The 26,674-nt window shown below is 67.6% G+C and carries 23 protein-coding genes; 12 read left to right on the top strand and 11 right to left on the bottom strand.

Annotated features, from left to right (window positions below):
* Positions 1-67 precede the first annotated feature (67 nt).
* From G539_RS0122905 to xth, 3 genes are all read left to right on the top strand, one after another.
* Positions 68-2,611 (top strand): FtsK/SpoIIIE family DNA translocase, encoded by a 2,544-nt coding sequence (locus tag G539_RS0122905; protein ID WP_029077280.1) that lies wholly within the window; start codon positions 68-70, stop codon positions 2,609-2,611.
* A gap of 118 nt (positions 2,612-2,729) precedes the next feature.
* Positions 2,730-3,395 carry a LolA family protein gene (locus G539_RS0122900; protein ID WP_245576951.1) on the top strand — a complete coding sequence of 222 codons (666 nt, stop codon included), beginning with the start codon at positions 2,730-2,732 and terminating at the stop codon, positions 3,393-3,395.
* Between the two features lie 684 nt (positions 3,396-4,079).
* On the top strand, positions 4,080-4,883 hold the full coding sequence (gene xth, locus G539_RS0122895) for an exodeoxyribonuclease III (RefSeq protein ID WP_029077278.1): 804 nt from the start codon (positions 4,080-4,082) through the stop codon (positions 4,881-4,883).
* 7 nt (positions 4,884-4,890) lie between these two features.
* Here the strand turns inward: xth and G539_RS0122890 are convergent, their stop codons facing one another.
* Both G539_RS0122890 and G539_RS0122885 read right to left on the bottom strand, forming a co-directional pair.
* Positions 4,891-5,358 (bottom strand): cyclic nucleotide-binding domain-containing protein, encoded by a 468-nt coding sequence (locus G539_RS0122890; protein ID WP_035832303.1) that lies wholly within the window; start codon positions 5,356-5,358, stop codon positions 4,891-4,893.
* Positions 5,359-5,410: 52 nt separating this feature from the next.
* Complete coding sequence (locus G539_RS0122885; RefSeq protein WP_029077276.1) at positions 5,411-6,094, bottom strand: response regulator transcription factor; 684 nt, start codon at positions 6,092-6,094, stop codon at positions 5,411-5,413.
* A 144-nt stretch (positions 6,095-6,238) separates the two neighbouring features.
* On the opposite strand from G539_RS0122885, the gene G539_RS0122880 reads away from it, so the two are divergent.
* Positions 6,239-6,769, top strand: coding sequence for a L,D-transpeptidase family protein (locus tag G539_RS0122880; RefSeq protein WP_029077275.1), 531 nt, complete (start codon positions 6,239-6,241; stop codon positions 6,767-6,769).
* A gap of 97 nt (positions 6,770-6,866) precedes the next feature.
* Here G539_RS0122880 and G539_RS0122875 read toward each other — a convergent pair whose 3' ends face one another.
* On the bottom strand, positions 6,867-7,598 hold the full coding sequence (locus G539_RS0122875; protein WP_029077274.1) for a YggS family pyridoxal phosphate-dependent enzyme: 732 nt from the start codon (positions 7,596-7,598) through the stop codon (positions 6,867-6,869).
* Positions 7,599-7,800: 202 nt separating this feature from the next.
* On the opposite strand from G539_RS0122875, the gene leuS reads away from it, so the two are divergent.
* The 3 genes from leuS to holA all read left to right on the top strand — a co-directional run bounded on the left by leuS (position 7,801) and on the right by holA (position 12,133).
* Positions 7,801-10,422: a leucine--tRNA ligase gene (gene leuS / locus G539_RS0122870; RefSeq protein WP_029077273.1), complete on the top strand. Its 2,622-nt coding sequence runs from the start codon at positions 7,801-7,803 to the stop codon at positions 10,420-10,422.
* Entirely contained in the window at positions 10,409-10,981 is a 573-nt protein-coding gene (gene lptE, locus G539_RS25920) for an LPS assembly lipoprotein LptE (RefSeq protein ID WP_051231953.1), read from the top strand. Before leuS ends, lptE begins: the two co-directional genes overlap by 14 nt.
* Positions 10,982-11,101: 120 nt before the next feature.
* Positions 11,102-12,133 (top strand): DNA polymerase III subunit delta, encoded by a 1,032-nt coding sequence (gene holA / locus G539_RS0122860; RefSeq protein WP_029077272.1) that lies wholly within the window; start codon positions 11,102-11,104, stop codon positions 12,131-12,133.
* 120 nt (positions 12,134-12,253) lie between these two features.
* Here the strand turns inward: holA and G539_RS0122855 are convergent, their stop codons facing one another.
* The 5 genes from G539_RS0122855 to mnmE form a co-directional block, all read right to left on the bottom strand.
* Complete coding sequence (locus tag G539_RS0122855; RefSeq protein ID WP_029077271.1) at positions 12,254-13,144, bottom strand: ParB/RepB/Spo0J family partition protein; 891 nt, start codon at positions 13,142-13,144, stop codon at positions 12,254-12,256.
* A gap of 50 nt (positions 13,145-13,194) precedes the next feature.
* The gene (locus tag G539_RS0122850) at positions 13,195-14,043 is read right to left on the bottom strand and encodes a ParA family protein (protein ID WP_035832299.1); all 849 of its coding nucleotides are present in this window, start codon (positions 14,041-14,043) and stop codon (positions 13,195-13,197) included.
* A 26-nt stretch (positions 14,044-14,069) separates the two neighbouring features.
* Positions 14,070-14,705, bottom strand: coding sequence for a 16S rRNA (guanine(527)-N(7))-methyltransferase RsmG (rsmG, locus tag G539_RS0122845; protein ID WP_051231952.1), 636 nt, complete (start codon positions 14,703-14,705; stop codon positions 14,070-14,072).
* A complete protein-coding gene (mnmG, locus tag G539_RS0122840) occupies positions 14,702-16,588 on the bottom strand; it encodes a tRNA uridine-5-carboxymethylaminomethyl(34) synthesis enzyme MnmG (RefSeq protein WP_029077268.1) in 1,887 nt (628 codons plus the stop codon). The genes rsmG and mnmG overlap by 4 nt, the downstream gene beginning before the upstream one ends.
* A gap of 107 nt (positions 16,589-16,695) precedes the next feature.
* Positions 16,696-18,021 (bottom strand): tRNA uridine-5-carboxymethylaminomethyl(34) synthesis GTPase MnmE, encoded by a 1,326-nt coding sequence (mnmE, locus tag G539_RS0122835; protein ID WP_029077267.1) that lies wholly within the window; start codon positions 18,019-18,021, stop codon positions 16,696-16,698.
* A gap of 83 nt (positions 18,022-18,104) precedes the next feature.
* Between mnmE and G539_RS0122830 the strand changes: the two genes are divergently transcribed.
* Positions 18,105-20,120 carry a thioredoxin domain-containing protein gene (locus G539_RS0122830; RefSeq protein ID WP_029077266.1) on the top strand — a complete coding sequence of 672 codons (2,016 nt, stop codon included), beginning with the start codon at positions 18,105-18,107 and terminating at the stop codon, positions 20,118-20,120.
* 111 nt (positions 20,121-20,231) lie between these two features.
* On the opposite strand, the gene rho is transcribed toward G539_RS0122830, so the two are convergent.
* The 3 genes from rho to hemE form a co-directional block, all read right to left on the bottom strand.
* On the bottom strand, positions 20,232-21,497 hold the full coding sequence (gene rho / locus G539_RS0122825) for a transcription termination factor Rho (protein WP_029077265.1): 1,266 nt from the start codon (positions 21,495-21,497) through the stop codon (positions 20,232-20,234).
* Positions 21,498-21,717: 220 nt separating this feature from the next.
* On the bottom strand, positions 21,718-22,146 hold the full coding sequence (gene hemJ / locus G539_RS0122820; protein ID WP_029077264.1) for a protoporphyrinogen oxidase HemJ: 429 nt from the start codon (positions 22,144-22,146) through the stop codon (positions 21,718-21,720).
* Between the two features lie 117 nt (positions 22,147-22,263).
* Positions 22,264-23,301: a uroporphyrinogen decarboxylase gene (hemE, locus tag G539_RS0122815; protein WP_425402378.1), complete on the bottom strand. Its 1,038-nt coding sequence runs from the start codon at positions 23,299-23,301 to the stop codon at positions 22,264-22,266.
* Between the two features lie 420 nt (positions 23,302-23,721).
* Here hemE and G539_RS0122810 point away from each other — a divergent pair, with 420 nt between their 5' ends.
* From G539_RS0122810 to coaE, 4 genes are read left to right on the top strand one after another with little or no spacing between them, the layout of a single operon-like run.
* Positions 23,722-24,597, top strand: coding sequence for a pyruvate, water dikinase regulatory protein (locus G539_RS0122810; protein WP_029077262.1), 876 nt, complete (start codon positions 23,722-23,724; stop codon positions 24,595-24,597).
* Positions 24,594-25,181: a Maf family protein gene (locus tag G539_RS0122805; RefSeq protein WP_029077261.1), complete on the top strand. Its 588-nt coding sequence runs from the start codon at positions 24,594-24,596 to the stop codon at positions 25,179-25,181. The genes G539_RS0122810 and G539_RS0122805 overlap by 4 nt, the downstream gene beginning before the upstream one ends.
* Positions 25,182-25,190: 9 nt before the next feature.
* Positions 25,191-26,069 (top strand): shikimate dehydrogenase, encoded by an 879-nt coding sequence (locus G539_RS0122800; RefSeq protein WP_051231950.1) that lies wholly within the window; start codon positions 25,191-25,193, stop codon positions 26,067-26,069.
* A complete protein-coding gene (gene coaE, locus G539_RS0122795; RefSeq protein WP_029077259.1) occupies positions 26,066-26,674 on the top strand; it encodes a dephospho-CoA kinase in 609 nt (202 codons plus the stop codon). Before G539_RS0122800 ends, coaE begins: the two co-directional genes overlap by 4 nt.

Here is a 26,674-nt window from a genome sequence, read left to right as displayed (position 1 = left end):
TTGGAGCCGATCGGCGTTTCGATGGAACGCGGGTCGGCTCTAGAGGCGCAAAGGACATGACCGGATAATGCGTTCGACACGATCGGCCTCGCTGCCCATGCCGTCCGACGACGATGACGGCCTCCGCCGCCTCCTCCGCCGCCATGTCCGGCTGCTCGCGGGACTGGCGCTCATCGCCGGCACCGCCGCCATCGCCACCGCCCTGGCCACCTGGGCGGTCGACGATCCCTCATTGTCCTACGCGGTCGACAAGATCCCGGCCAACGCGCTCGGCCTGCCGGGCGCGATCATCGCCGACCTCCTGATGCAGTTCTTCGGCCTCGCCGTCGCCGTGCTGCTGCTGCCGGCCGTCATCTGGGGCTGGCGCGGCCTGTTCGGCGGCCGCCCCTTCGCCAAGACCATGCTGCTCTCCTGGATCGGCAGCAGCGCCTTCGCCGCCGCCGTCCTCTCCTATGTCCCCGTCACGGCGAAATGGCCGCTGCCGACCGGCATGGGCGGCGTCGTCGGCGACATCCTCGGCCGCCTGCCGGCGCTGGTCGTTGGCTCGCCGGTCGAGCGCGACGCCATGCTGGTCGCCGGCGCCCTCTACGCCGTCATCGCGCTGGTCCTGTTCCTGAACGCGACCGGCTTCCTCCGCCTCAGCCGCGCCACCGAGAACGCCCAGGCGCGCGAGACGCCCCGCGCCGCGGCGCCCAAGCGCCCGCGCCAGGAAGAGCGCTTCGACGCCGACGACCTGCTCGGCGAGGACGAGGAGCGCACCAGCTTCCTGGCCGTGCCGCTCGGCGCGCTCGCCCATTTCGGCTATTCCGCCAAGGCCAATCTGGCCCGCCTGTTCGGCCGCAAGGGCGAGGACGAACCGACGCATCGGGCCGAGCCCGAGGCGCGCCCCGGCCGCGTCGAGCCGCGCATGGCGGCGGCGGCGGCGGGCGGCGGCCGCGTTCGCGTCGCCGAGCCCGACGATTTCGACGATTATGGCGACGACGACGACGATCTCGCGCCGGTCCCGGCGCCAGCGCCGGCCCGCGCCGCCGGTCGCGGCAAGGCGGCGAAGCGCGCCGCGCGCGAGCCGCAGCCGACACGCGGCCCTGACGACGTGTTCGAGCTGCCGACGCTCGACTTCCTGACCCCGCCGCGCGCCGTCGATCCGCGCGCCAAGCTCAACACCGAGGCGCTCGAGCAGAACGCCCGCGTGCTCGAGGGCGTGCTCGACGATTTCGGCATTCGCGGCGAGATCATCCATGTTCGCCCCGGCCCGGTGGTGACGCTCTACGAGCTCGAGCCGGCGCCCGGTATCAAGTCGTCGCGCGTCATCGGGCTTGCCGACGACATCGCCCGCTCGATGAGCGCCATCGCCGCCCGCGTCGCCGTCATTCCCGGCAAGAACGCCATCGGCATCGAGCTGCCGAACGCCCGGCGCGAGATGGTGTTCCTGCGCGAGATGCTGGCGGCCGAGGATTTCGAGCACTCGAAGGCCCGCCTGCCGATCGGCCTCGGCAAGACGATCGGCGGCGAGCCGGTCGTCGTCGACCTGTCGCGCATGCCGCACCTGCTCGTCGCCGGCACGACCGGCTCCGGCAAGTCGGTCGCCATCAACACCATGATCCTGTCGCTGCTCTACCGGCTGACGCCGGCCGAATGCCGCCTGATCATGATCGACCCGAAGATGCTCGAACTCTCCATCTATGACGGCATCCCGCATCTCCTGACGCCCGTCGTCACAGATCCGAAGAAGGCCGTCGTCGCGCTCAAATGGACCGTGCGCGAGATGGAGGACCGCTATCGCAAGATGTCGAAGGTCGGCGTCCGCAACATCGACGGCTACAACGCCCGCGTCGGCCAGGCCAAGGCGCGCGGCGAGATCCTGACCCGCACGATCCAGACCGGCTTCGACAAGCAGACCGGCGAGGCGATCTACGAGCAGGAGGACCTGCCGCTCGAGCCGATCCCCTACATCGTCGTCATCATCGACGAGATGGCGGATCTGATGATGGTCGCCGGCAAGGATATCGAGGGCACCGTGCAGCGCCTCGCCCAGATGGCGCGCGCCGCCGGCATCCACGTCATCATGGCGACGCAGCGCCCCTCGGTCGACGTCATCACCGGCACGATCAAGGCGAACTTCCCGACCCGCATCTCGTTTCAGGTCACCTCGAAGATCGACAGCCGCACCATTCTCGGCGAGCAGGGCGCGGAGCAGCTGCTCGGCCAGGGCGACATGCTCTACATGGCCGGCGGCGGCCGCATCCAGCGCGTGCACGGCCCCTTCGTCTCCGACGAGGAGGTCGAGAAGATCGTCAACCACCTGAAGCTGCAAGGCCGGCCCGACTATCTCGACGCCATCACCGAGGATGACGGCGAGGACGAGGGCGGCGGCGATCCGTCGGCGGTGCTCGGCAGCGAGGAGTCGAACGACCTCTACGACAAGGCCGTCGCCGTGGTCTTGCGCGACCGCAAGGCCTCCACCAGTTATATCCAGCGTCGCCTGTCCATCGGCTACAACCGCGCCGCGTCGCTGATCGAGCGGATGGAGCAGGAAGGTCTCGTCGGCCCCGCCAACCATGCGGGCAAGCGCGAGATCCTGGTCGGCGGCGAGGAGGAAGGGCGCTTCTGACGCCCCGAAATCGCCATCCGGCGATCCTAGATGCAGGCCGGGCGGCCGCGCCGAGGGCGGCGCGTCGCCCATCCTCCAACGCCGGCCCGGCCGGCCCACGACGCGAAGGATGTGCAAGGTGACGATCGACACGGACAAGGGCTTCTCGCGACGCCGCTTCCTGACCCTGTCGGCCGGCATCGCGGCGGCCGCCGCGACCGGCCCGGCGCTGATGACCGGCAAGGCGCACGCCGCCTTCGACGCCAACCAGAAGGCGGCGCTGGCCAAGATCAATTCCTATTTCAACGCGATCCGCACCATGCAGGGCCGCTTCATCCAGTTCGGCCCGAACGGCGAGCAGTCGGAGGGCGTGTTCTTCATCTCGCGCCCCGGCAAGATCCGCTTCAACTACAGCCCGCCGGTCCGCATGGACGTCGTCAGCGACGGCAACCAGGTCGCGATCCGCGACAACAAGCTCCGCACCCAGGACCTCTATCCGCTGAAGCGCACGCCGCTGCGCTACCTGCTCGCCGACAAGATCGACCTGACCTCGTCGAACATCGTCCGCAAGATCATCGAGGAGCCCGATCTGATCTCGCTGGTGCTGGAGCAGGAATCGGCGTTCGGCGGCGGCAGCCTGAAGCTGATCTTCGACACCCAGACCTACGAGCTGCGCCAGTGGGTCGTCACCGACGCGCAGGGGCTCGACACCTCGGTCGCCGTCTACGACGTCGAGATCGGCCGGCCGGCCAATGCCAAGAACTTCAAGATCGACTACTACCTGCCCAACAAATCGCTGCGTTAGGGCGGCTCGCGCCGATGTGATCGGGGGTGATGCCGGATTGTCGCACGGGTCCTTGAATCCCGGCCCGGCATCCCCAATTGATAGGAACAGCGGGCCATTCCATCGATCGGTAGTGCCCCCCGTCTCGCCGAAGATGGTCCCGCGAGCGCCGCGTCACTAGACGGGCGCAAGGCGCTGCAAAGCGCAACGCCCAGCTTCCCCCCCGGAGCTGGGCGTTTCCTTTTGTGGGCCTCCGTTTCCTCTCCCCGACACCACACATTCGCTGGCGGGAAAGCGGCCTCGCTCTCCGCTGCATCCCAGCCCTCCGCCGTCATCCCTGCGAAAGCAGGGATCCATGCCGGTCGCGCGCTTCACCTCTCCCTAAGGAGACATTCGCTCCACAGCGCCCTCAACATGCTGAGGAGGCCCGGAGGGCCGTCTCGAAGCACGCAGAACGGCGCCGGTATCCAGATTTGCCCTCAGGATGTTGGATATCGAGACCTGCAGAGCACTGGCTTTGGTTGCGCGAGAGCCTCCTCAGGGAGAGGCAGGGGGAAGCGGATCTCGGCGGAGGAAGTCCGTGCCGCTCTCGCATTTCCGGCCCGGTTTCCGCATCGGCACGTGGTCGAGGCCGATTTTGCTTGGCGACAAGCAGCCCGATCCCGTATGCCGGGCCGGCGCCCTCTCCTGCCGCCGGAATCCTGCATGACCCTCAGCATTGCGACCTGGAACATCAACTCGGTCCGTCTCCGGATCGATCTCGTCACCAATTTCCTCGAGGCGCACCGGCCCGACGTGCTGTGCCTGCAGGAGATCAAGTGCATCGAGGACAATTTCCCCTCCGCCGCCTTCAGGAAGCTCGGCTACATCCACCAGGCCGTGCACGGCCAGAAGGGCTATCACGGCGTCGCCACCGTCTCGCGCAGGCCCTTCATCGAGACCAAGCGGCGCGGCTTCTACGGCAAGGAGGATGCGCGCCACATCCAGGTCGCGCTGACCGACCGCGACCTGCCGATCACGCTGCACAATTTCTACGTGCCGGCCGGCGGCGACGAGCCGGACCCCGCGATCAACGACAAGTTCGAGCACAAGCTCGGCTTCCTGAACGAGATGAAGAGCTGGCTGACCGGCGCCGAGACCAGCGGCCCGGCGATCCTTGTCGGCGATCTGAACATCGCCCCCTACGAGCACGACGTCTGGTCGCACAAGCAGCTTCTGAACGTCGTCAGCCACACGCCGGTCGAGACCAAGCTCCTGGAAGAGGTGCGCGAGGCCGGCGGCTGGATCGACGCCATGCGCCAGTTCGTGCCGATGGACGAGAAGCTCTACACCTGGTGGAGCTACCGGGCGAAGGACTGGCAGGCCGCGAACCGCGGCCGTCGGCTCGACCATGTCTGGGTGACGCCGCCGCTCCGCGCGCGGCTGCAGGGCATCGAGGTGATCTCCGAGGCGCGCGGCTGGAACAAGCCGTCCGACCACGTGCCGGTGATCGCCAGGATCGCCGTCTGACGATCGATCAGCGCGGCGGCGGACCCGCGAAGCGATTTTCGAGCGCGCCGAGCTCGCCGACCGTCTCGATCAGCCGGTCGGCGATCTGCGCGTGCAGGCGGGCCGCGACGTCGGGGAATTCGGTCAGGATGCGCCGCATCAGCGTGCGGTCGATCTCGACCACCAGCGTGTCGCCGACCGCCGTCGCCGTCGCCGGCCGCCGCGTCTCCACGAACAGGGCCGATTCGCCGAGCAGCGTGCCGGGGCCGTAGCGGCCGAGCTCGACGGTGTCGTCGCCGCTGCCGCGCGACAGCGCGATCTCGCCCGCCATCACGACGAAGCCGGACAGCGCCTTCGCGTCGGCGCGGAACAGCACCCGTCCGTCCGCCAGCTCCAGTCGCGTCGCGCTGAAGGCGATGAGGCGCAGATGATCCGTCGCCAGCTCCGCGAAGAGCGGAACCATCGACAGCCTTGCGATGTCCTGTTCGAGCGTCACGCCGATATTCCTGCCTCGAGCCGCGATCGAAGCCGCATGACCGGTCGGTCGGTCATGGCACCAGCTTGTAGCCGCCGGCTTCCGTCACCAGAAGCTCCGCGATCGAGGGCTCGCGTTCGATCTTCTGCCGGAGACGATAGATATGGGTTTCGAGCGTGTGCGTCGTGACGCCTGAATTATATCCCCAGACTTCGTGCAGCAGCACGTCGCGCCCGACCACCTTTTCGCCGGCGCGATAGAGGAATTTCAAGATCGAGGTTTCCTTCTCGGTCAGCCGGATCTTCTGGCCGCGCTCGTCGAGCAGCAGCTTGGCGCTGGGGCGGAAGGTGTAGCGGCCGATCGAGAAGGTGGCGTCCTCGCTCTGCTCGAACTGGCGCAATTGCGCGCGGATGCGGGCGAGCAGGACGGCGAAGCGGAACGGCTTCGTCACATAGTCGTTGGCGCCGGCCTCGAGGCCGAGAATGGTGTCGGATTCGGAATCATGCCCCGTCAGCATGATGATCGGCGCCTTGAAGCCGCCCTTGCGCAAGAGCTTGACCGCCTCGCGGCCATCCATGTCCGGCAGCGTCACGTCCATGATCAGCAGGTCGATCGGCTCGGCGCGGGCGCGCTGCACGCCCTTGGTCGCCGTCGGCTCGTCCAGGAGCTCGAACTCTTCGTAGAGTGACAATTGCTCGACAAGACTTTCGCGCAGCAGGTCGTCATCGTCGACGACCAGAATTCGCCGTGCAGCCATGGTGCTTGCCCCTGACGGTTTCTTCGGCTTTCGTGACAGAAACCGAAGCATTCTTCACTCGCAGTCGTCTAAGGTTTAGCGCCCAAGTGTGGCGGCGCGCAAGCAAGCCGCCATCGTTCTCCCGAAAGTCCCGCCGCGAACCCTATGACTAGACACGATCGCCAGACTCTCCATGTCCTGCCCCGCCCCGGCAACCCTGCGCAGGGCCTGCTGCGTCTGGGCTCGCTCCGCGTGCGCTGCGCGCTCGGGCGCTCTGGCGTCACCCACTGGAAACGCGAGGGCGATGGCGGCACGCCGGCCGGCCGCTACGCCCTGGTCGAGGTGCGCTACCGGCCGGACAAGATCGCGCGGCCGCGCACGCTGCTGCCGCTGCGCCGTACCCGCCGGCAGGATGGATGGTGCGACGGCAAGGGCGACCGCAACTACAACCGCCCCGTCCCCCTGCCCTATCCGGCCAGCGCCGAGACGATGTGGCGCGACGATGACGTCTACGACGTCGTGGTCGTCCTCGACTGGAACCTGCGGCCGCGCCGCCAGAACGGCGGCAGCGCGATCTTCTTCCACCTCGCCCGACCGGGCTACCGGCCGACCGAGGGCTGCGTCGCGGTCAACCGCGCCGACATGCTCAAAATCCTGCGCCGGCTGCGGCCCGGCGCGGCCTTCAAGGTGCGGTAGGAGCCGCGGCCCTGCCTCCTCTTCACCTCTCCCATGGGGAGAGGCGAAAAAAGAACGCCATCCCGCGTATCGCCGGCGGCAAAGCCCTCGGGCCGTCTCAGCCAGCCGTGGGCTCCTCTGGCGCTTCCGGAACCGCCGCCGTCACCAGCGGAGGGCGGGAGCCGAAGATCGCGCCGCCGACGCGCACATAGGTGGCGCCGAAGGCGATCGCCGTCTCGAAATCGCCGCTCATGCCCATGGAGAGTTCGCTGACGCCGATCTCGGCGGCGAGCTTGGCGAGCAGCGCGAAATGCGGCCCGGCCGCCTCGTCGGCCGGCGGGATGCACATCAGCCCGTCGATGGCGAGTCCATGCACGGCGCGGCAGCGCTCGACGAACGCCGCCGCCTCGCGCGGGGCGATGCCGGCCTTCTGCGGCTCCAGCCCCGTATTCACCTGCACGAACAGTTTTGGCGCACGGCCCTGCTTCTGGATCTCGGCCGCCAGCGCGCCGGCGATCTTGTCGCGATCGACGGTGTGGATGGCGTCGAACAGGGCGACCGCCTCCTTGGCCTTGTTCGACTGCAGCGGCCCGATCAGGTGCAGCTCGATATCGGCCGTCTCGGCGCGCAGCAGCGGCCATTTCGCCTGCGCTTCCTGCACCCGGTTCTCGCCGAAGCGGCGCTGGCCGGCGGCGATGACGGGGCGGATCTCGTCGACGCCGAAGGTCTTCGATACGGCGATCAGCTGCGCCGAGCCGGCGGGGCGATGGCTCGTTGCCTCCGTCGCGCGGATGCGCGCGAGGACGGCGGCGAGGCGCGACTGGACGTCGTCGGACTGGATATCGGGCATGGCGCGCTCCGGGAGCTTGAAGGTGCTGCGGCCGTAGCATGCGCCGCCGTGCCGCTCAACCGAGCGGCGGAGCGCCGCCGGGCGGGCCTCGGCGCGCTGCGGCAGCGTTAACGGTTGACCGGACGGCGCGTTTCTGGTGAAGGTCGCACCCTGCTCTGGCGGCGTTACACCGCCCTTTCCCTCTCTTTTTCGACGACGGACCATGGCCATAGAACGCTACAACCCTCGTGACGCCGAACCGCGCTGGCAGCGTGCCTGGGCCGAACAGGGCATTTTCGAGACGAAGAACAACGACCCGCGTCCGAAGTACTATGTGCTCGAGATGTTCCCCTACCCGTCGGGGCGCATCCATATCGGCCATGGCCGCAACTATGTGATGGGCGACGTGGTGGCGCGCTTCAAGCGCATGAAGGGCTTCAACGTCCTGCATCCGATGGGCTGGGACGCCTTCGGCCTGCCGGCCGAGAATGCCGCCATCGAGCGCAACAGCCATCCCAAGATCTGGACCTACGAGAACATCGAGACGATGAAGGAGCAGCTGAAGCTGCTCGGCCTGTCGCTCGACTGGAGCCGCGAGATCGCCACCTGCGATCCCTCCTACTATGCCGAGCAGCAGCGCATCTTCACCGACCTGCACGCCGCCGGCCTCGTCTATCGCAAGGAGAGCGAGGTCAACTGGGACCCGATCGACAACACCGTGCTCGCCAACGAGCAGGTGATCGATGGTCGCGGCTGGCGTTCGGGCGCCCTGGTCGAGCGGCGCAAGCTGTCGCAGTGGTTCTTCAAGATCACCGATTTCGCCGAGGAACTGCTGGCCGGGCTGGACGGGCTCGATCGCTGGCCGGACAAGGTCCGGCTGATGCAGCGGAACTGGATCGGCCGTTCCGAGGGCCTGATGGTCCGCTTCGGCCTCGATCCGATCTCGGCGCCGACCGGCGAGACCGAGATCGAGGTCTACACGACCCGTCCGGACACGCTCTACGGCGCCTCCTTCGTCGCCATCGCCGCCAACCATCCGCTGGCCGAGAAGCTGGCCGCGACCAATCCGGCGCTGGCCGAGTTCAACGCCGAATGCCGCCGCACCGGCACCTCGGCCGAGGCGATCGAGACGCAGGAGAAGAAGGGCTTCGACACCGGCATCCGCGCCAAGCACCCGCTGGTGCCGGGCTGGTACCTGCCGGTCTATGTCGCCAATTTCATCCTGATGGATTACGGCACCGGCGCCGTCTTCGGCTGCCCGGCGCATGATCAGCGCGACCTCGACTTCGCCCGCAAATACGGCCTGCCGGTCAAGGCGGTCGTGCTGCCGGAGGGCGCGGATTCGCTCACCTTCGAGGTTGGCGACACCGCCTATACCGACGAGGGCACGCTGTTCCATTCCGACTTCATGAACGGGATGACCATTCCCGAGGCGAAGGAAGCCGTCGCGCTGCGCCTCGAGGGCCAGGTTCTTGGCGACGCGCCGCAGGCGAAGCGGCAGGTGAACTTCCGCCTGCGCGACTGGGGCATCTCGCGCCAGCGCTACTGGGGCTGCCCGATCCCGATCATCCATTGCCCGACCTGCGGCCCCGTCGCCGTGCCGAAGGCCGACCTGCCGGTCACGCTGCCGGACGACGTCACCTTCGACAAGCCCGGCAACCCGCTCGACCGGCATCCGACCTGGAAGCACGTGAAGTGCCCGCATTGCGGCGAGGCCGCGACGCGCGAAACCGACACGATGGACACCTTCGTCGACTCGTCCTGGTATTTCGCCCGCTTCGCCAGCGCGCCGAACGAGGCGCCGCTCTCGAAGGAAGCGGCGGACCACTGGCTGCCCGTCGACCAGTATATCGGCGGCATCGAGCACGCGATCCTGCACCTGCTCTATTCGCGCTTCTTCACCCGCGCGCTCGAGCACACGGGCCGCGTCTCGGTGACCGAGCCCTTCGCGGGCCTGTTCACCCAGGGCATGATCGTGCACGAGACCTACAAGGACCAGAACGGCAAGTGGCTGTTCCCGGAAGAGGTCGAGAAGCGCGACGACGGCACCTCGGTCCGGGTCGGCACGGACGAGCCGGTCACCGTCGGCCCGCCGGAGAAGATGTCGAAGTCGAAGAAGAACGTCGTGCCGCCGGAGGTGGTCGCCGACACGTACGGCGTCGACTGCGCCCGCTGGTTCATGCTCTCCGACACGCCGCCGGAGCGCGACAGCGAATGGACCGAGGCCGGAATCGAGGGCGCCTGGCGCTTCACCCAGCGCCTCTGGCGCCTGGTCGGCGAGGCGATCGAGCTGGCGCCCGCCGGCACGGCGAAGCCCGAGGCCTTCGGCGCCGAGGCGACGGCGCTGCGCCGCGCCAGCCACAAGCTGGCCGCCTCGGTCGAGGACGATGTCGAGCGCCTGCGCTTCAACGTCGCCGTCGCCCGCATCCACGGCTTCGCCAACGTCTTCGGCGACGCGATCGCGGCCGCCCGCAAGGCCAGCGACAAGCCGGAAGCGGACGTCGCCTTCGCGCTGCGCGAGGCGGCGGAGTTCCTGGTCGCCGCGATCGGCCCGATGATCCCGCATCTGGCGGAGGAGATCTGGGTGCAGCTCGGCCGCGAGGGCCTGGCCGCCGAGGCCGCCTGGCCGACCGTCGACGCCACGCTCCTGGTCGAGGACGAGCTGGTGCTGCCGATCCAGATCAACGGCAAGAAGCGGGCGGAATTGACAATCTCGGCCACCGCGTCGGAAAGTGACATCGAGGCCGCAACGCTCGCCCTCGACGGCGTCATCAAGGCGCTGGAAGGGCGGTCCCCCCGCAAGATCGTCATCGTGCCGAAGAGGATCGTCAATGTCGTCGTCTGATCGCGGACAGGATGAGACACGCGCCCCGGCCGCCGGCCGGGGCCTCGGACGCGGCATCCGGGGCGGCCTCGCCGCCCTGGCGCTCGGCCTGCTCACGGCCGCCTGCACCGTGCAGCCGGTCTACATGCCGATTGCCCAGGGCCCGCAGGTCGCGGCCGACCTGTCGGCCATCCAGATCGAGGATGTCAGCGACCGCGTCGGCCAGCAGGTCCGCAACAACCTGATCTTCGGCTTCACCGGCGGCGGCGGCGCCGCCCCGCCGCGCTACGACCTGTCGATGCGCGTCACCTCGCGCGAGGCGCGGCTCGGCTTCGAGCGCGACGAGACGGCGCCGGCCTATTCGGTCACCGTCACCGTCGCCTACGAGCTGAAGGAGATCTCGACCGGCAAGGTCGTGCTGCGTTCGCTCAACCGCGGCGTCGCCTCCTATGACCGCTCGAACCAGGCCTTCGCCAACCAGCGGGCCCGTATCGACGCCGAGGACCGCGCCGCCCAGCAGGTCGCCGACGACATCCAGCTCCGCCTCGCCGCGGCGCTCGCCTCGCGCAAGGCCGACTAGCGCGTCCGCGACCGGCGCAACACGCCGGCGCACCGACGTCCCGGCCGTTTATTGGACTACGTTTTCCCAAGGGCGAAGCGGCCTCCGCTTCGCCCGAAACGTTTGAGGCCCGCGGACACGATGGTCCAGATCAAGCCCCAGGATGCCGACCGCTTCTTGAGCCGCCCGGATCCCGGCATCCGCGTCGTCCTCATCCATGGCAGCGATACCGGCCTGATTTCGGAACGGTCGGCCGGCTTCGCCAAGACGATCCTCGGCAAGAACGAGGATCCCTTCGCGCTGGTGCGGCTCGATTCCGCCGAGATCGCCGCCGATCCCGGCCGCCTCGCCGACGAGGCCAACACCATCGCGCTGTTCGGCGGCACCCGCGCCATCTGGGTGAAGGTTTCCGGCAACCGCCCGATCCAGACCGCGGTCGAGGCCGTGCTGAAGGCGCCACCGCAGGATGCCTGGATCGTGCTCGAGGCGGGCGACATCAAGAAGGGCGTCGGCCTGCGCAAGCTTTGCGAGAACGCCCGCAACGCCGCCGCGATCGCCTGCTACGCCGATACCGACGCGGCGCTCGACCGGCTGATCGACGGCGAGCTGAAGGAAGCGGGCCTCGGCATCGAGCCGGACGCCCGCGCGCTGTTGCGCAGCCTGCTCGGCGCCGATCGCCTGGCGAGCCGCTCCGAGGTCGGCAAGCTGGCGCTCTATGCGCTGGGCAACCAGACGGTCACCGCCGACGATGTCCGCGCCGTCGTCGGCGACGCCGGCGCGTCGGCCACCGACGAGGCGGTCGACGCGGCAGCCCTCGGCGACGCCGCCGGCTTCGACAAGGCGTTCCGCCGCATCCTCGGTTCGGGCACCGCCGCCTTCGTCGTCGCCAACGCGGCGCTGCGGCATTTCCAGCTGCTGCACCGGATCCGCGCCGCCGCCGATGGCGGCATGCCGCTGCCGGGCGCGGTCGAGCGATACGCCGCCGGCATCTTCTTCCAGCGCAAGGGCAAGCTCGAGCAGCAATTGCGCGCCTGGTCGACGGAACGGCTAATGCAGGCGCTGGAGCGGCTCGACGGCGCGATCCTCGACAGCCGCCTGAAGGCAAACATAGCCGACGAAGCAATCGGCCAAGCGCTGCTCTCGGTCAGCATGATGGCGCGGGCCCGACGCTAGGCTGCGCCTCGATTTCCGACGAAATAAAGCCAGCTAATATAGTGAGCTGAAGACCGTCTGGGCCCGGCGCGCGTCGCGCCGAGCCGGGCCGGACTTAGCCGGCGTAGAACCGCCTCGCGACTAATCGCGCTTGAGCAGGCGGCAGACCTCGTCGAGCTGTTCCAGCGTCTTGTAGCGGACCTTGAGCTCGCCGGTGCCGTTCGCCTTGTGGTCGATCGTCACCATCAGCCCGAGGACGTCGCCGAGCAGCTTTTCCAGCGCCCGCGTGTCGGCGTCCTTCTCGGCCTTGTTGGCCGCACGCTGGGCGGCGCCCTTCTTCGGCTCGCTCTGCGTCAGCGCCTCGGCGTCACGCACCGTCAGCCCCATCTCGACGATGCGCTGCGCCACCGCTTCCGGATTGTCGACGGTGACGAGGGCGCGGGCGTGGCCGGCCGTCAGCTTGCCGTCGCGCAGATAGGCCTGCACCGGCGGCGGCAGCTTCAAAAGCCGCAGCGTGTTGGCGACATGCGGCCGGCTCTTGCCGATGACGTCGGCGAGCGCCGTCTGGCTGTAGTCGAACTCGTCGATCAGCTGCTGGTAGCCGAGCGCCTCCTCGAGCGCGTTGAGATCGGCGCGCTGGACGTTCTCGATGATGGCGAGCTCGAGCGCTTCCTTGTCGTTGACGTCGTGGATGATAATCGGCACGTCGTGCAGGCTGGCGCGCTGCGCCGCGCGCCAGCGCCGCTCGCCGGCGATGATCTCATAGGCGTCGGCCGGCCCGCCCGGAACGGGACGGACCAGGATCGGCTGCATGATGCCCTTCTCGCGCACCGAGGCGGTCAGATCGGCGAGATCGTCCTCCTCGAACGCCTTGCGCGGGTTCCGCGGGTTCGGGCGCAGGAACTCGACGGGCACGCGGCGCGAATTGCGGCTGCGCGGGTCGCTCGCCACCGTCTCCTGGCTGCCGACATCGCCGATCAGGGCGGCCAGGCCGCGGCCCAGTCGCCGGCGCGATCCGTCTTCCATGCTCATGACGTCAAACTCCTGCACATCCCGAATAAATCGTGGTCGGCGAGCGCGCCTCAGGCGGCGCGCAGGCGCTTCTCGCGTTGAATGATTTCCGAGGCCAGCCGCAGATAGGCCTGGCTGCCGGTGCTCTTGAAATCGTAGAGCAACACCGGCTTGCCATGCGACGGCGCTTCCGAGATGCGGACATTGCGCGGGATCACCGTGTCATAGACGGTGTCGCCCATATGCGCGCGCACGTCGGCCACCACCTGGCTGGCGAGATTGTTGCGGCTGTCGAACATGGTCAGCACGATGCCGTGGATCGACAGCTCCGGATTGAGCGCGTGCTTGACCTGCTCCACCGTCTGCAGCAGCTGGCTCAAACCCTCGAGCGCGAAGAACTCGCATTGCAGCGGCACCAGGATCGAATGCGCGGCGGAGAGCGCGTTGATCGTCAGAAGGTTCAGCGAGGGCGGGCAATCGACCAGCACATAGCTGTAGTTCCGGTTCCGAATCGATTCCGGCTTCTGCATGTGGTGGGCGATCGAACGGCGCAGCTTGAAGGCGCGGTCGGACCGGCTGGCGATCTCGAGCTCGACGCCGAGCAGGTCCATGGTCGACGGCGCCACCGACAGGCGCGGCACCGCCGTCTCCAGCACCACTTCCGCCAGCGAGGATTCGCCGACCAGCACGTCATAGGTCGAGCGCAGCCGCGCCTTGCGGTCGATGCCGAGGCCGGTCGAGGCATTGCCCTGCGGGTCGAGGTCGACGATCAGCACTTCCTCGCCGATCGCCGCCAGCGCGGTACCGAGATTGATCGCCGTCGTCGTCTTGCCGACGCCGCCCTTCTGGTTCGCCAGCGCGATCACCCGCGGCAGCGGCGGCAACAGGGACGGCGGCGAAAACGTGTCGGCGTGGGACATTACGGCCTCTTCGGTTGAGCGGCCGGTCAAGCGGACCGGCGCTCCGCGCGCGTGATCTCGACGATCAGACTGCGCTCATCGATCATGCTCTTGTGTTTTACCAGATCGAGGCTCCAAGATTTAGAGGCCTCGACCAGTTCCCCCTCGAAATCTTCACCTTTGTGAAAGGTTCCTGTGCTTCCCGTCGCCAGAACTGGCGCCGAAAGGTCGAGCAGGTCCTTCAGCGAGGCGAGCGCCCGCGCGCTGACCCGCTCGACCGGGTGCTGCCATTGTTTCAGAACCGATTCGATCCGCCCTTCATGCACCTCGGCCTTCGCGCCGGTCTCGCGAATCACCGTGCGCAGGAAGGCGCATTTGCGCTGGTTGGCCTCGACGCAATGCACGATCGCGCCGTCCTGGTCGGCGAGCAGAATGCCGGTGATCATGCCGGGCAGGCCGGCGCCGCTGCCGAGATCGAGCCAGCGGCGCGTGTCCGGAAACATCGCCACGAGTTGGGCGCAATCGGCGACATGCCGGTTCCAGATCTGGCCGAGCGTGTTCGGCGAGACGAGGTTCTGCGCCGGCTGCCATTTGCGCAGCAGGGCGACATAGGTCTCCAGCCGCTCGCGTGTTTCACGTGAAACGGGAAGGACGGCTTCCACCGCCGCAATCGTATCGGTCATGCCACCGTCCGCAGGTTTTGGGCTGAACGACGGCGGGCCGTCGTGAGAAGCAGGGCGAGCGCCGCCGGCGTCATGCCCTCGACGCGGCCGGCCTGGCCGAGCGTCGCCGGCTTGATCAGCATCAGCCGCTGGCGCAGTTCGTTCGACAGGCCCTCGATCGAAGCGTAGTCGATGGTCTCACCGAGCACGACGGCTTCGTCACGCTTGACCGACTCGATATCGTTACGCTGCCGATTCAAATAGACCGCGTATTTGGCGTCGGCCTCGATCTGGTCGAGGATCGCCGGCATGAAGCGGCCGAGCTCGGGCCAGACCGACACCAGCCGCGCCGCGTCGATATCCGGATAGGCCAGGAGGTCGAAGGCCGAACGGCGGACGCCGTCCTGGTTAACACTGAGCCCAACTTTGACCGCCTCGTTCGGCGTCATGCTGACGCTAGCGAAGGCGGCGCGACCGGCCTCGAGCTCGGCCAGCTTTGCGCCAAAGGCCTCGCGGCGCCGCGCGCCGACCGATCCGATCGCGATGCCGAACGGCGTCAGGCGCTGATCGGCGTTGTCGGACCGGAGCGACAGCCGGTACTCGGCGCGCGAGGTGAACATCCGATAGGGCTCGGTGACGCCGCGCGTGATCAGGTCATCGATCATCACGCCGATATAGCTGTCGGAACGACTGAAGGCGACGCCGTCCTGCCCGCCGGCGCGACGCGCCGCATTGATGCCGGCGACGATGCCCTGCGCACCCGCCTCTTCATAGCCGGTGGTGCCGTTGATCTGGCCGGCGAGAAACAGGCCCTGCACCTTCTTGGTCTCGAGCGAGGCGGTCAGCTCGCGCGGATCGACATGGTCATACTCGATCGCATAGCCCGGGCGGAGGATGACGGCGTTCTCCAGACCGGGGATGGTCGCGACCAGGGCCTTCTGCACCTCTTCCGGCAGCGACGTCGAAATGCCGTTCGGATAGATGGTCGGGTCATCAAGACCTTCCGGCTCCAGGAAGATCTGGTGCGAGTCGCGCTCGGCAAAGCGGACGATCTTGTCCTCGATGCTCGGGCAATAACGCGGGCCGCGGCTTTCGATCTGGCCGGAATACATCGGCGAGCGATGCAGGTTGGCGCGGATGACGTCGTGCGTCGCCTCGGTCGTGCGGGTGATGAAGCAGTCAACCTGCTGGCGATCGATCGATCGCGTCAGCGTCGAGAACGGTTCCGGATCCTCGTCGCCGGGTTGGCGCTCGAGGATGTCGAAATTGATCGTGCGGCCATCGAGCCGCGCCGGCGTACCGGTCTTCAGCCGCGCGACGCTGAAATCATGCCGCAGCAGCGCGCCCGACAGGCCCATCGCCGGCTTCTCGCCTACCCGGCCGGCCGGAATCTTCGTCTCGCCCATATGGATGAGGCCGCGCAAGAAGGTGCCGGTGGTGATGACGACGGCGCCGCAGGCAATGCGGCGGCCATCGGCCAGCACGACACCGGCAATGCGGCCCTCGGCCACGACGAGGTCATCGACCTCGCCTTCGACGACCGTGAGATTGTCGGTAGCGGCGATCTCGGCCTGCATCGCCTCGCGATAGAGCTTGCGATCGGCCTGCGCGCGGGGTCCGCGCACGGCCGGCCCCTTGCGGCGGTTCAGCATCCGGAACTGGATTCCGCCGGCGTCGGCGACGCGGCCCATCAGGCCGTCCAGCGCATCGATCTCGCGCACCAGATGGCCCTTGCCCAACCCGCCGATGGCCGGGTTGCACGACATCACGCCGATCGTCGCCGCCTGGTGCGTGACGAGGGCGGTGTTGGCGCCAAGTCGCGCCGACGCGGCCGCCGCCTCGGTGCCGGCATGGCCGCCGCCGATGACGACGACGTCGAAGATCGCGTTGGCTGCGCTGCTCATGAATTCGATCCTGTTGATCGCGATGTCCTAATCGCTCGGCCCGGCGACGTCAAAGCCAAAACGGTTTCACGTCCAAAACTGTTTCACGTGGAACAGATCGGGAATCCCTATTTGCCGATGCAGAATTCCGAGAAGATCACGTCCAGCAGGTCCTCAACATCGACCTTGCCGGTGACGCGACCGAGCGCGTCGGCCGCGCTGCGCAGCAGCTCCGCCTTGACCTCAACCGCGGCATGACCGGCCTGGGCCAATTCGCTGAGATAGAAGAGCGCCTGCGAAACCCCGTCGCGCTGCCGCGTCCGCGTGATCAGGGCGGACGGCATCGGACGGGCCAGATCCAGCGCGGCGCCGATGGCAGCAACGAGCGTATCCAGTCCCTCGCCGGTGCGCACCGAGATGCCGATCGCGTTGCCGTCCAAGGCTTGTTTCGAGTCCGAATCGATAAGGTCGAGCTTGGTGCGGACCCGGATGACCTTGGCATCGGCGGGCATCGTTTCGACAGAAGAGTCCTGATCGGAGAGGGCGAGGATCAGATCGGCGGTATCGGCGCGACGGCGGGCGCGGGCGATGCCCTCGCGCTCGACGACGCTCTCAGTCTCGCGCAGACCGGCCGTATCGATCAGCGTCACGGCGTGACCGCCGATATCGAGCGACACCTCGATCAGGTCGCGCGTCGTCCCCGGCTCGGCGGTGACGATCGCCGCCTCGCGGCGCACGAGCGCGTTCATCAGGCTCGACTTGCCGACATTCGGCTCGCCGAGCAGCACCACCTCGAAGCCGGAGCGAACCCGCTCGCCCCAATGCTGGTCGTCGAGATGCCTGGCCATTTCCGCCGCGACGCCGGCCGCCTCGTCCCAGGCCGGCGCCATGACATCGTCCGGCACATCTTCCTCGTCGACGAAATCGAGGCCGGCCTCGACCAGGGCGCGCGCCCGGATCAGCCGCCGGCGCCAGTCCTCATAGACCCGACGCAACCCGCCCTCGGCCTGGCGCACGGCAAGGCGACGCTGCACTTCGGTCTCGGCGGCGACGAGATCGGCGAGCCCCTCGATCTCGGTCAGGTCGGCGCGACCATTGGCGAAGGCGCGGCGGGTGAACTCGCCCGCCTCGGCCGGCCGGTATCCGGGCAGGCCGGCGAGCGTCTTCAGAACCGCGGCGATCACCGCGCGTCCGCCATGGACCTGCAGCTCGGCGACGTCCTCGCCGGTGAAGCTCGCCGGGGCCGCGAAGAACAGAACGAGTCCGCGATCGAGGATCTCGCCATCCGGCGCGCGGATCGTCCGCAGCGCCGCCTGGCGGGGGGCCGGCACCGAGCCGAGCAGAGTTTCGAGTCCGAATCGAACGCCGCTTCCGCTCAGCCGGATCACGGCGACCCCGGAAGGCGCCGCGCCACTCGAGAGCGCGAAGATCGTGTCGTCGTGCCGCTGGACCATGCCTGACTGCCCTGCCCTATTGCTCATGCGCCCCGCGGGGCTAGTTTGGGTGATCTTCGTCCCGGAGGCCGCCTGGAAAGCCGATGACCGACAACCTGCTGCGCGACGAGACCAGTCCCTACCTGCTCCAGCACAAGGACAATCCCGTGCACTGGCGCGGCTGGAACGCCGCCGCCCTGGCGGAGGCCCGCGCCCTCGACCGGCCGATCCTGCTGTCGATCGGCTATGCCGCCTGCCACTGGTGCCATGTCATGGCGCATGAATCGTTCGAGGACCCGGCGACGGCCGAGGTCATGAACAATCTCTTCGTCAACATCAAGGTCGATCGCGAGGAGCGGCCCGACATCGACCAGATCTACATGGCGGCGCTGCACGCGATCGGCGACCAGGGCGGCTGGCCGCTGACCATGTTCCTGACGCCGGACGGCAAGCCGATCTGGGGCGGAACCTATTTCCCGAAGACCGCCCGCTATGGCCGGCCGGGCTTCGTCGACGTGCTGACCCAGATCGCCCGGTTCTATGCCGAGGACCGCGACGAGATCCTGGCGCAGGCGGACCGCATCGCCGCGCATATCCGCCCGGCCGCAGCCGCCAATGGCCCAGCGCTCGGCGCCGGCCTGCTCGACCGCGCCGCCCATTCGATCCTGTCGATCATGGACCTCGAGCGCGGCGGCACGCGCGGCGCGCCGAAATTTCCGAACGTAGCAGTGATCAACTTCCTCGCCCGCAGCGCCTTCCGCGCCGATCGGGCCGACTATGCGCGCGCCGTCGACGCGACGCTGACCGGCCTTTCCAATGGCGGCATCTTCGACCATGTCGGCGGCGGCTTCGCCCGCTATTCCACCGACGCGCAATGGCTGGTGCCGCATTTCGAGAAGATGCTGTCCGACAACGGCCTGCTCCTCGAGCAATTGGCGCTGGCGACGCGCTGGAGCGGCGAACGCGATCAGTACCGGCGCCGGATCGAAACCACGATCGGCTGGATGGTGCGCGAGATGCTGGTGCCGGGCGGCGCCTTCTCGGCCAGCCTCGACGCCGATTCCGAGGGCCACGAGGGCCGGTTCTACGTTTGGGACAGAGCGGAACTGGATAGCTTCCTGCCTTCGCCGGACGCCGCCTTCATCGCCAATCTCTACGACATCACGCCGGAGGGAAACTGGGAGGGCGTTTCGATCCCGAATCGATTGCGGACCGCCGCGCCGCTCTCCGAACCCAACCAGGCGCGCGCCGACGCGCTGCTGCACCGGATGCTGGCCCATCGCGGCCAGCGCATCCGGCCCGGCCGCGACGACAAGATCCTGGCCGACTGGAACGGCTACGCGATCACCGGCCTCGCCACGGCGGGCCTGCTGCTCGACCGGCCCGACTGGGTCGAAATCGCCGCCCGCGCCTTTCGTTTCCTGTCCGAATCGATGTCACCGGGCGGCCGTCCCGGCCATGCGCTGCGCGAAGGCCGCATGGTGCATCCGGGCTTCTCGTCCGATCTCGCATCACTCGCCCGCGCCGCGATCGCGCTGCACCAAGCGACGCAGGCCGCGACCTATCTCGCCGAAGCGGCGCGGTTGCTCGACTTGCTCGAAGTCCATCACGGCGACGGCAACGGCAATCTCGCCTTCACCGCCGATGACGCCGAGCCGCTGATCGTGCGCAAATCGGACCGGGTCGACGACGCGGCGCCCAATCCGCACGGCCTTGCCGTCGACAGCCTGGTCCGGCTCTGGGCGCTCACCGGCGACGACGCCTATCGCGATCGCGCCGACGCGATCCTCGCCACCTCGGCCGGCGCCATCGCCGAGAACGTCTTCGGCACGGCGAGCCTGCTCTCGGGTCTCGATCTTCGCCTCGCCGTCCGGACCATCGTCCTCGTCATCCCGGCCGGCGCATCCGCCACCGCGCTCCGCGACGTGGTCACAGGCGATTGGCGATCGACCTTCGTGCTCGACATCCGTGCCGACGACGAGCCCCTGCCCGCCGGTCATCCGGCGCATGGCAAGACCGCGATCGGCGGCAAGGCAACCGCCTATCTCTGCCGCGAAGGCAATTGCTCGCTGCCGATCACCGATCCCGCCGCGCTGGCCTCGGCCCTGGCTAACGCATGATTAACGGGACGCTAACGCGTTAACCCGGCCCGGCAACAAAAATGGCCGGACGTTTCCGCCCGGCCATCCGCAGGTCCATCGATCTCCGGCCGGCAGCGCCGACCGGTCCGATCAGGTGTTCATCTGGTCGAAGAAATCCGAGTTGTTCTTCGTCTGCCGCAGCTTGTCGAGCAGGAACTCGATCGCGTCGACCGTGCCCATCGGCATGAGGATACGGCGGAGCACGTACATCTTCTTGAGCACATCGGACGGAACCAGCAGTTCCTCCTTGCGCGTGCCCGAACGGGTGATGTCGATCGCCGGGAAGGTGCGCTTGTCCGCGACCTTGCGGTCGAGGATGATTTCCGAGTTACCGGTGCCCTTGAATTCCTCGAAGATGACTTCGTCCATGCGGCTGCCGGTATCGATCAGCGCGGTCGCGATGATCGTCAGCGAACCGCCCTCTTCGATGTTGCGCGCGGCGCCGAAGAAGCGCTTCGGCCGCTGCAGCGCGTTGGCGTCGACACCGCCGGTCAGAACCTTGCCGGAGGACGGCACGACGGTGTTGTAGGCGCGGCCGAGGCGGGTGATCGAGTCGAGCAGGATGACGACGTCGCGACCGTGTTCGACCAGGCGCTTGGCCTTCTCGATGACCATCTCGGCGACGGCCACGTGGCGCGTGGCGGGTTCGTCGAAGGTGGAGGAGATCACCTCGCCCTTCACCGAACGCTGCATGTCCGTCACTTCTTCCGGGCGCTCATCGATCAGGAGGACGATGAGATAGCACTCGGGATGGTTCTGGGCGATCGAGTGGGCGATGTTCTGCAGGAACACCGTCTTGCCGGTGCGCGGCGGCGCGGTGACGAGGGCACGCTGGCCTTTGCCGAGCGGCGCCACCAGATCGATGATCCGCGGCGTCATGTCCTTGCCGGCCGGAACCTCGAGCTCCATCTTGAAGCGCTCGTTCGGGTAGAGCGGCGTCAGATTGTCGAAGTGGACCTTGTGGCGCGCCTTGTCAGGGTCCTCGAAATTGATCGTGTTGACCTTGAGCAGCGCGAAATAGCGTTCGCCATCTTTCGGACTGCGGATATAGCCCTCGACCGTATCGCCCGTCCGGAGCGAAAAGCGCCGGATCTGCGAGGGAGAGACATAGATATCGTCCGGTCCGGCGAGATAGTTCGCGTCGGGCGAGCGCAGGAAGCCGAAACCGTCCTGCAGCACCTCCACGACGCCTTGTCCGACGATCTCTACGTCGTTGTCTGCCAGCTGCTTCAGGATCGCGAACATCAGCTCCTGCTTGCGCAGCGTGCTCGCATTCTCGACCTCAAGTTCCTCGGCGAAGGCCAGCAGCTCCGTCGGGGATTTGGACTTGAGGTCCTGCAGTTTCATTTCACGCATGTGTTTTGTGAATCTCGTTTGGATTCAGGAAGGATGAATTGCGTAGCGCATAAAGGGGATTGCGCAGAACTTCAGCCTGACAGGGTCAAGGCCCGCCGGCGCGATGCTTCGGTCGTCCCTGGCAGGCCAACCGGCATCTGTCTGCTTCGACAAGATGGCGCACCATAATCGCTCACCGTTTTTGCGGCAAGCGATACAAATGTCGCAAAATCGCAGAGGATCAGAACGGTTTGACGACGACGAGCACGACGATCAGGATCATCAGGATCGTCGGAATCTCGTTGGCCATGCGATAGGCCCGTTCCGACCGCGCATTGCGATCCGCCGCGAAGGCCTTGCGGCACGACGCGAGCCACATATGGAAGATGGACATGGCGATGACAAGCACAAATTTGGCCATGAACCAGCCCTGCTGCTCCCAGCCGCCCATCCGCGCGATCGTCAGGCCGGTGATCCAGGTCAGGATCATCGCCGGATTCATGATGATCCGGAGCAGCTTGGCTTCCATGACCTTGAAGGTCTCGGACTTGTCGGAACCGGCCGCCGCGCCGGTATGATAAACGAACAGACGCGGCAGGTAGAAGATGCCCGCCATCCACGAGATCACCGCGATGACGTGCAGTGCCTTGATCCAGTCGTAATAGGCCATCATTCCCGTCCCTGCCCCTGAGCGTTTTCGAGCGAAGTGGATACCGGTTCGCGCCGAAAAAAAACGCGAACAAACTGAAGGGTTAAGGCCGCCCGGCGTCGGTCGGACGCCGGCCCCCTAGCCGCGCACGCGCCGGATCAGCCGCTCGACATGCGCGATCGGCGTCTGCGGCACGATCCCATGGCCGAGATTGAAGATCAGCCGGCTGCCGTCCATCGCGGCGAGGATTCCGTCGATCGCCGCGTCCAGCTCGGCGCCGCCGGCGACCAGCGTCATCGGATCGAGATTGCCCTGGATCGCGGCGCGGCCGGCGATCTCGCGGCGCACGACGTCGAGCGGCACGGTCCAGTCGACGCCAACGCCGTTGACCTGGGTCTTTTCGACGAAGTCGGAAAGGCCGCGATCCGCGCCCTTCGGGAAGCCGATCACCCGCGCATCCGGCACCACGGCACGGACGCCGGCGACGATGCGCGCGATTGGGCCGGCCGACCAACGCTCGAACGCCGCCGGTGACAGAACGCGCGACCAGCTGTCGAAGATCTGCACGGCGTCGGCGCCCGCCTTCAGCTGCGCGACGAGATAGACGATCGAAGCATCAACGAGCGCGTCGATCAGACGATCGAGGGCTTCGGGATCCCGGGCCGCGAGCAGCCGCGACGGCGCCTGGTCGGGTGTGCCGCGGCCAGCGATCATGTAGGTCGCCACCGTCCAGGGCGCGCCGCAGAAGCCGATCAGCGCCTTGTCGGGATCGAGTGCCTTGCGGACGGCGCCGACCGTTTCCAGCACGGGCGCCAATCGATCGAGCATGCCTTCGTTCGAGAGCCCGAAGATCTCGGCGCGCTCGATCGGATCCAGGCGTGGTCCCTCGCCTTCGACGAAGCGGACGTCCCGCCCGAGCGCATGCGGGATCACGAGGATGTCGGAGAAGAGGATCGCTGCGTCGAAGCCGAAGCGCCGGATCGGCTGCAGCGTCACTTCGGTGGCAAGCTCGGGATTGTAGCAGAGGTCGAGGAAGGAGCCGGCCTTGGCGCGCAGCTCGCGATACTCGGGAAGATAGCGGCCCGCCTGGCGCATCAGCCAGATCGGCGGCTCGGCGAGAACCTCGCCATCGAGGACGCGCAGCAGGCGCGCTTTCGTCGTCAAAGCCGTCGGAATGTTCTGCACCACCACCCACCAAATAAGAGATCTATCTGTAGTTTTTCTTCTTTTAGGCTGTGGATTAGCGTCATTCAGCGCTGTCCACAATGCGACCGAGGCGCCGCATGAAAAACCCGGCGTTTTCACCCCCGTACCGGCGCGGCTGGGGACAGGGCGTGGATGGCGACGCTCATCTCTTTGGACGATCTGCGTTTTTCGCCAATCCCCAAGATTGGCCCGGTTCCGCCATCAGTGTTAATATCCCCTTAACGCATAGGTTAATAACTCGTTAATCCCCGATTCCGTCGACAGCCCCGGACTCGATCTCCCCAGCCGGAGCCGCTGTTGATCAATCCAACCCGATCGGTGACAAGTCGGGGATCGGAGCCGGCGTGGCGGTGTTTTCCCGTGCCCGTCCACAGCCCTGGGGATGAGAGTGTGAAGAACGAGTCCCGCCACCTGCACCTGCACCTGATTTCCGACGCGACCGGCGAGACGCTTCTGACCGTCGGTCGGGCCGCTTCGGCGCAATATCCGGGCGTTATGGTGATCGAGCACATGCATTCCATGGTGCGCGCGCCGAAGCAGATCGATCGCCTGTTGCAGGAAATCGAGCAGCAGCCCGGCATCATCCTCTACACCCTGGTCGATCGCGTCATGGCGGCGATGCTCGAGCAGGGCTGCCGCGACATCGGCGTGCCCTGCTTCTCGGTGCTCGATCCAGTGCTGCAGGTGTTCCAGTCCTATCTCGGCGCATCGAGCCAGGGGCGCGTCGGCGCGCAGCATTCGCTCGACGGCGACTATTTCCGCCGCATCGAGGCGCTGACCTTCACGATGATGCATGATGACGGGCAGCTGCCGGAGGATCTCGACCTCGCCGAGATCGTCATCATCGGCGTCAGTCGGACCTCGAAGACGCCGACCAGTATCTATCTCGCCAATCGCGGCGTCCGCACCGCCAACATTCCGATCGTGCCGGGGATCGGTCTTCCCCTGGAGCTCGAGGCGGCGCGAAAACCGCTGATCGTCGGCCTGGTCGCGACGCCCGACCGGATCGTGCAGATGCGCGAGAACCGTGTGCTTTCCAATGCTGCCTTTGGCGGCGAGGACGATCCCTATGTCGATCGCGCCGCCGTCGCCAACGAGATCGCGGCAACGCGCAAGATCTGCGCGCGCAACGGCTGGCCGGTGATCGACGTGACGCGGCGCTCGATCGAGGAAACGGCGGCCGCCATCCTCGCGTTGCGCAACCGGCAGATGACCGGACGGGACGGTTCTGGCGCGGACGGCATCAAGGACGGCTTTGCGTCATGACGCTCGTCCTCGCCTCGACCAGTTCCACCCGCATCGCCCTGCTCCGAAACGCCGGCGTCGCCTTCGAGGCCCGCTCGCCCGGCGTCGACGAACGGAGCGTGGAAGCTCCGCTGCTCGCGGCCGGCGCCACGCCTTCGGAAATCGCGCTCGAACTGGCGCGCGCCAAGGCGCTGGCGCTCGGAGCGCCTGGTGAACTGGTACTGGGGGCCGACCAGGTCCTCGATCTCGACGGGGCGCGTTTCACCAAGCCCGCGGACCGCGCAGCGGCGGCAGCGCAGATCGCGACCCTCGCCGGTCGAACCCATCGGCTTCGGACCGCGATCGTGCTGGTCCGCGATGGCGACATCCTCTTCGAGCATGTCAGCACGGCGAACCTGACGATGCGGCCGCTTTCGGCCGAGGCGATCGAGCGCTATCTCGACGCGGCGGGTGAATCCGCCCTCTGGTCGGTCGGCGCCTATCTGCTGGAAGGCGTCGGAATCCAGTTGTTCTCCGCCATCGAAGGCGACTATTTCAGCATTCTCGGACTTCCCCTCCTGCCGCTGCTCGCCGAATTGCGACGGCTCGGCACCCTTCCGTCCTGACGAGGCATCATGACGAACTCCGCCGCGACGAAGACCGCCGTGCCGACCGCCTGCGTCATCGGCTGGCCGATCAAGCATTCGCGCTCGCCGATCATCCATCGCCACTGGCTGGCGGAACTCGGCATCGAAGGCGACTATGTCCGCCACGCGGTCGAGCCGGAGCAGGTCGCCGCCTTCTTCGCCGCCCTCCCCGATGGTCCCTTCGTCGGCTGCAACGTTACCGTGCCGCACAAGGAGGCGGCGTTCGCCGCCGTCGATCAGGCCGACGCAGTGGCGACGGCGCTCGGCGCGGTCAACACCATCTGGCTCGAGAATGGCCGCCGGCTCGGCTCGAACACCGATGCGGAAGGCTTCATCGCCAATCTCGACCAGCGGGCGCCGGGCTTCGACGCCAATCCCGGCCCGGCGATCGTGCTCGGCGCTGGTGGCGCGGCACGCGCGGTGATCTGGGCGCTGAAAGAGCGCGGTTTCGCGCCGATCCATGTGATCAACCGTACCCGCGATCGCGCCGAGGCGATGGCGGAACGTTTCGGGTCCGTCGTGCGTCCCGCCGGCTGGGAGGACCTGCCGGGCCTGCTGCCGACCGCCTCGCTCCTCGTCAACACGACGTCGCTCGGCATGGAAGGCCAGCCGCCGCTCGTGATCGACCTCGCGGCGGCGCCGGACGCCCTGCTCGTCACCGACATCGTCTATATTCCGCTCGAGACGCCGCTGCTCGCGGCGGCGCGGGCGCGCGGCCTCCGGACCGTCGACGGGCTCGGCATGCTGCTGCACCAGGCCGTGCCCGGCTTCGAACGCTGGTTCGGCGTGCGGCCGACCGTGACGCCGGAACTGCGGCGGCTGATCCTGGCCGACATGGGCGTGGTCGAGGAGGGGAACGCGGCGTGATCGTCATCGGCGTCACCGGATCGATCGGCATGGGCAAGTCGACGACGGCCCGGCTCTTCGCCGCGCATGGCGCCGTGCTGCACGATGCCGACGCCGTGGTCCACGCGCTCTATCGCGGGCCGGCCGTCGCGGCCGTCGCCACCCGCTTTCCCGAGGCGATCGAGGGCGGCATGGTCGATCGCACGAAGCTGGCCGGCATCCTGGCGAAGGAACCGGAAACGCTCGCGCATCTCGAGGCGATCGTCCATCCGATGGTGCAGGCGGTCGAGGCCGAGCGCATGGCCGAGGCGCGTCGCCAGGGCCGTTCGATGTTCGTGCTTGACGTGCCGCTTCTGTTCGAGACGGGCGGCGAGAAGCGCGTCGATGTCGTCGTCGTCGCCAGCGCGCCGGCGGATATCCAGGCGCAGCGCGTGCTGGAGCGGCCGGGCATGACGGAGGCGCGGCTCGCCGCGATCCTGGCGCGGCAGATGCCGGACGCCGAGAAGCGCCGGCGGGCGCATTTCATCGTCGAGACGGGCGGCAGCAAGGCGGAGGCCGCCTATCGCGTCGACGGCATCGTCCGGGCGCTCGCGGCCACGGCGGCGGCCCGCAGCCATGCGCCCTGA

It is taken from the genome of Kaistia adipata DSM 17808, from assembly GCF_000423225.1.
Lineage (GTDB): Bacteria > Pseudomonadota > Alphaproteobacteria > Rhizobiales > Kaistiaceae > Kaistia > Kaistia adipata.
Note: the sequence above shows the minus strand (reverse complement) of the source record. Positions and strands in the feature narration are given on the sequence as shown.

Bases quoted from the DNA above. Each gene is read 5' to 3' on its own strand.
- G539_RS0122905 (WP_029077280.1), top strand. From the start codon at position 68: ATGCGTTCGACACGATCGGCCTCGCTGCCCATGCCGTCCGACGACGAT.
- xth (WP_029077278.1), top strand. From the start codon at position 4,080: ATGACCCTCAGCATTGCGACCTGGAACATCAACTCGGTCCGTCTCCGG.
- G539_RS0122885 (WP_029077276.1), bottom strand. From the start codon at position 6,094: ATGGCTGCACGGCGAATTCTGGTCGTCGACGATGACGACCTGCTGCGC.
- G539_RS0122880 (WP_029077275.1), top strand. From the start codon at position 6,239: ATGACTAGACACGATCGCCAGACTCTCCATGTCCTGCCCCGCCCCGGC.
- G539_RS0122875 (WP_029077274.1), bottom strand. From the start codon at position 7,598: ATGCCCGATATCCAGTCCGACGACGTCCAGTCGCGCCTCGCCGCCGTC.
- leuS (WP_029077273.1), top strand. From the start codon at position 7,801: ATGGCCATAGAACGCTACAACCCTCGTGACGCCGAACCGCGCTGGCAG.
- lptE (WP_051231953.1), top strand. From the start codon at position 10,409: ATGTCGTCGTCTGATCGCGGACAGGATGAGACACGCGCCCCGGCCGCC.
- holA (WP_029077272.1), top strand. From the start codon at position 11,102: ATGGTCCAGATCAAGCCCCAGGATGCCGACCGCTTCTTGAGCCGCCCG.
- G539_RS0122855 (WP_029077271.1), bottom strand. From the start codon at position 13,144: ATGAGCATGGAAGACGGATCGCGCCGGCGACTGGGCCGCGGCCTGGCC.
- G539_RS0122850 (WP_035832299.1), bottom strand. From the start codon at position 14,043: ATGTCCCACGCCGACACGTTTTCGCCGCCGTCCCTGTTGCCGCCGCTG.
- rsmG (WP_051231952.1), bottom strand. From the start codon at position 14,705: ATGACCGATACGATTGCGGCGGTGGAAGCCGTCCTTCCCGTTTCACGT.
- mnmG (WP_029077268.1), bottom strand. From the start codon at position 16,588: ATGAGCAGCGCAGCCAACGCGATCTTCGACGTCGTCGTCATCGGCGGC.
- mnmE (WP_029077267.1), bottom strand. From the start codon at position 18,021: ATGGTCCAGCGGCACGACGACACGATCTTCGCGCTCTCGAGTGGCGCG.
- G539_RS0122830 (WP_029077266.1), top strand. From the start codon at position 18,105: ATGACCGACAACCTGCTGCGCGACGAGACCAGTCCCTACCTGCTCCAG.
- rho (WP_029077265.1), bottom strand. From the start codon at position 21,497: ATGCGTGAAATGAAACTGCAGGACCTCAAGTCCAAATCCCCGACGGAG.
- hemJ (WP_029077264.1), bottom strand. From the start codon at position 22,146: ATGGCCTATTACGACTGGATCAAGGCACTGCACGTCATCGCGGTGATC.
- G539_RS0122805 (WP_029077261.1), top strand. From the start codon at position 24,594: ATGACGCTCGTCCTCGCCTCGACCAGTTCCACCCGCATCGCCCTGCTC.
- G539_RS0122800 (WP_051231950.1), top strand. From the start codon at position 25,191: ATGACGAACTCCGCCGCGACGAAGACCGCCGTGCCGACCGCCTGCGTC.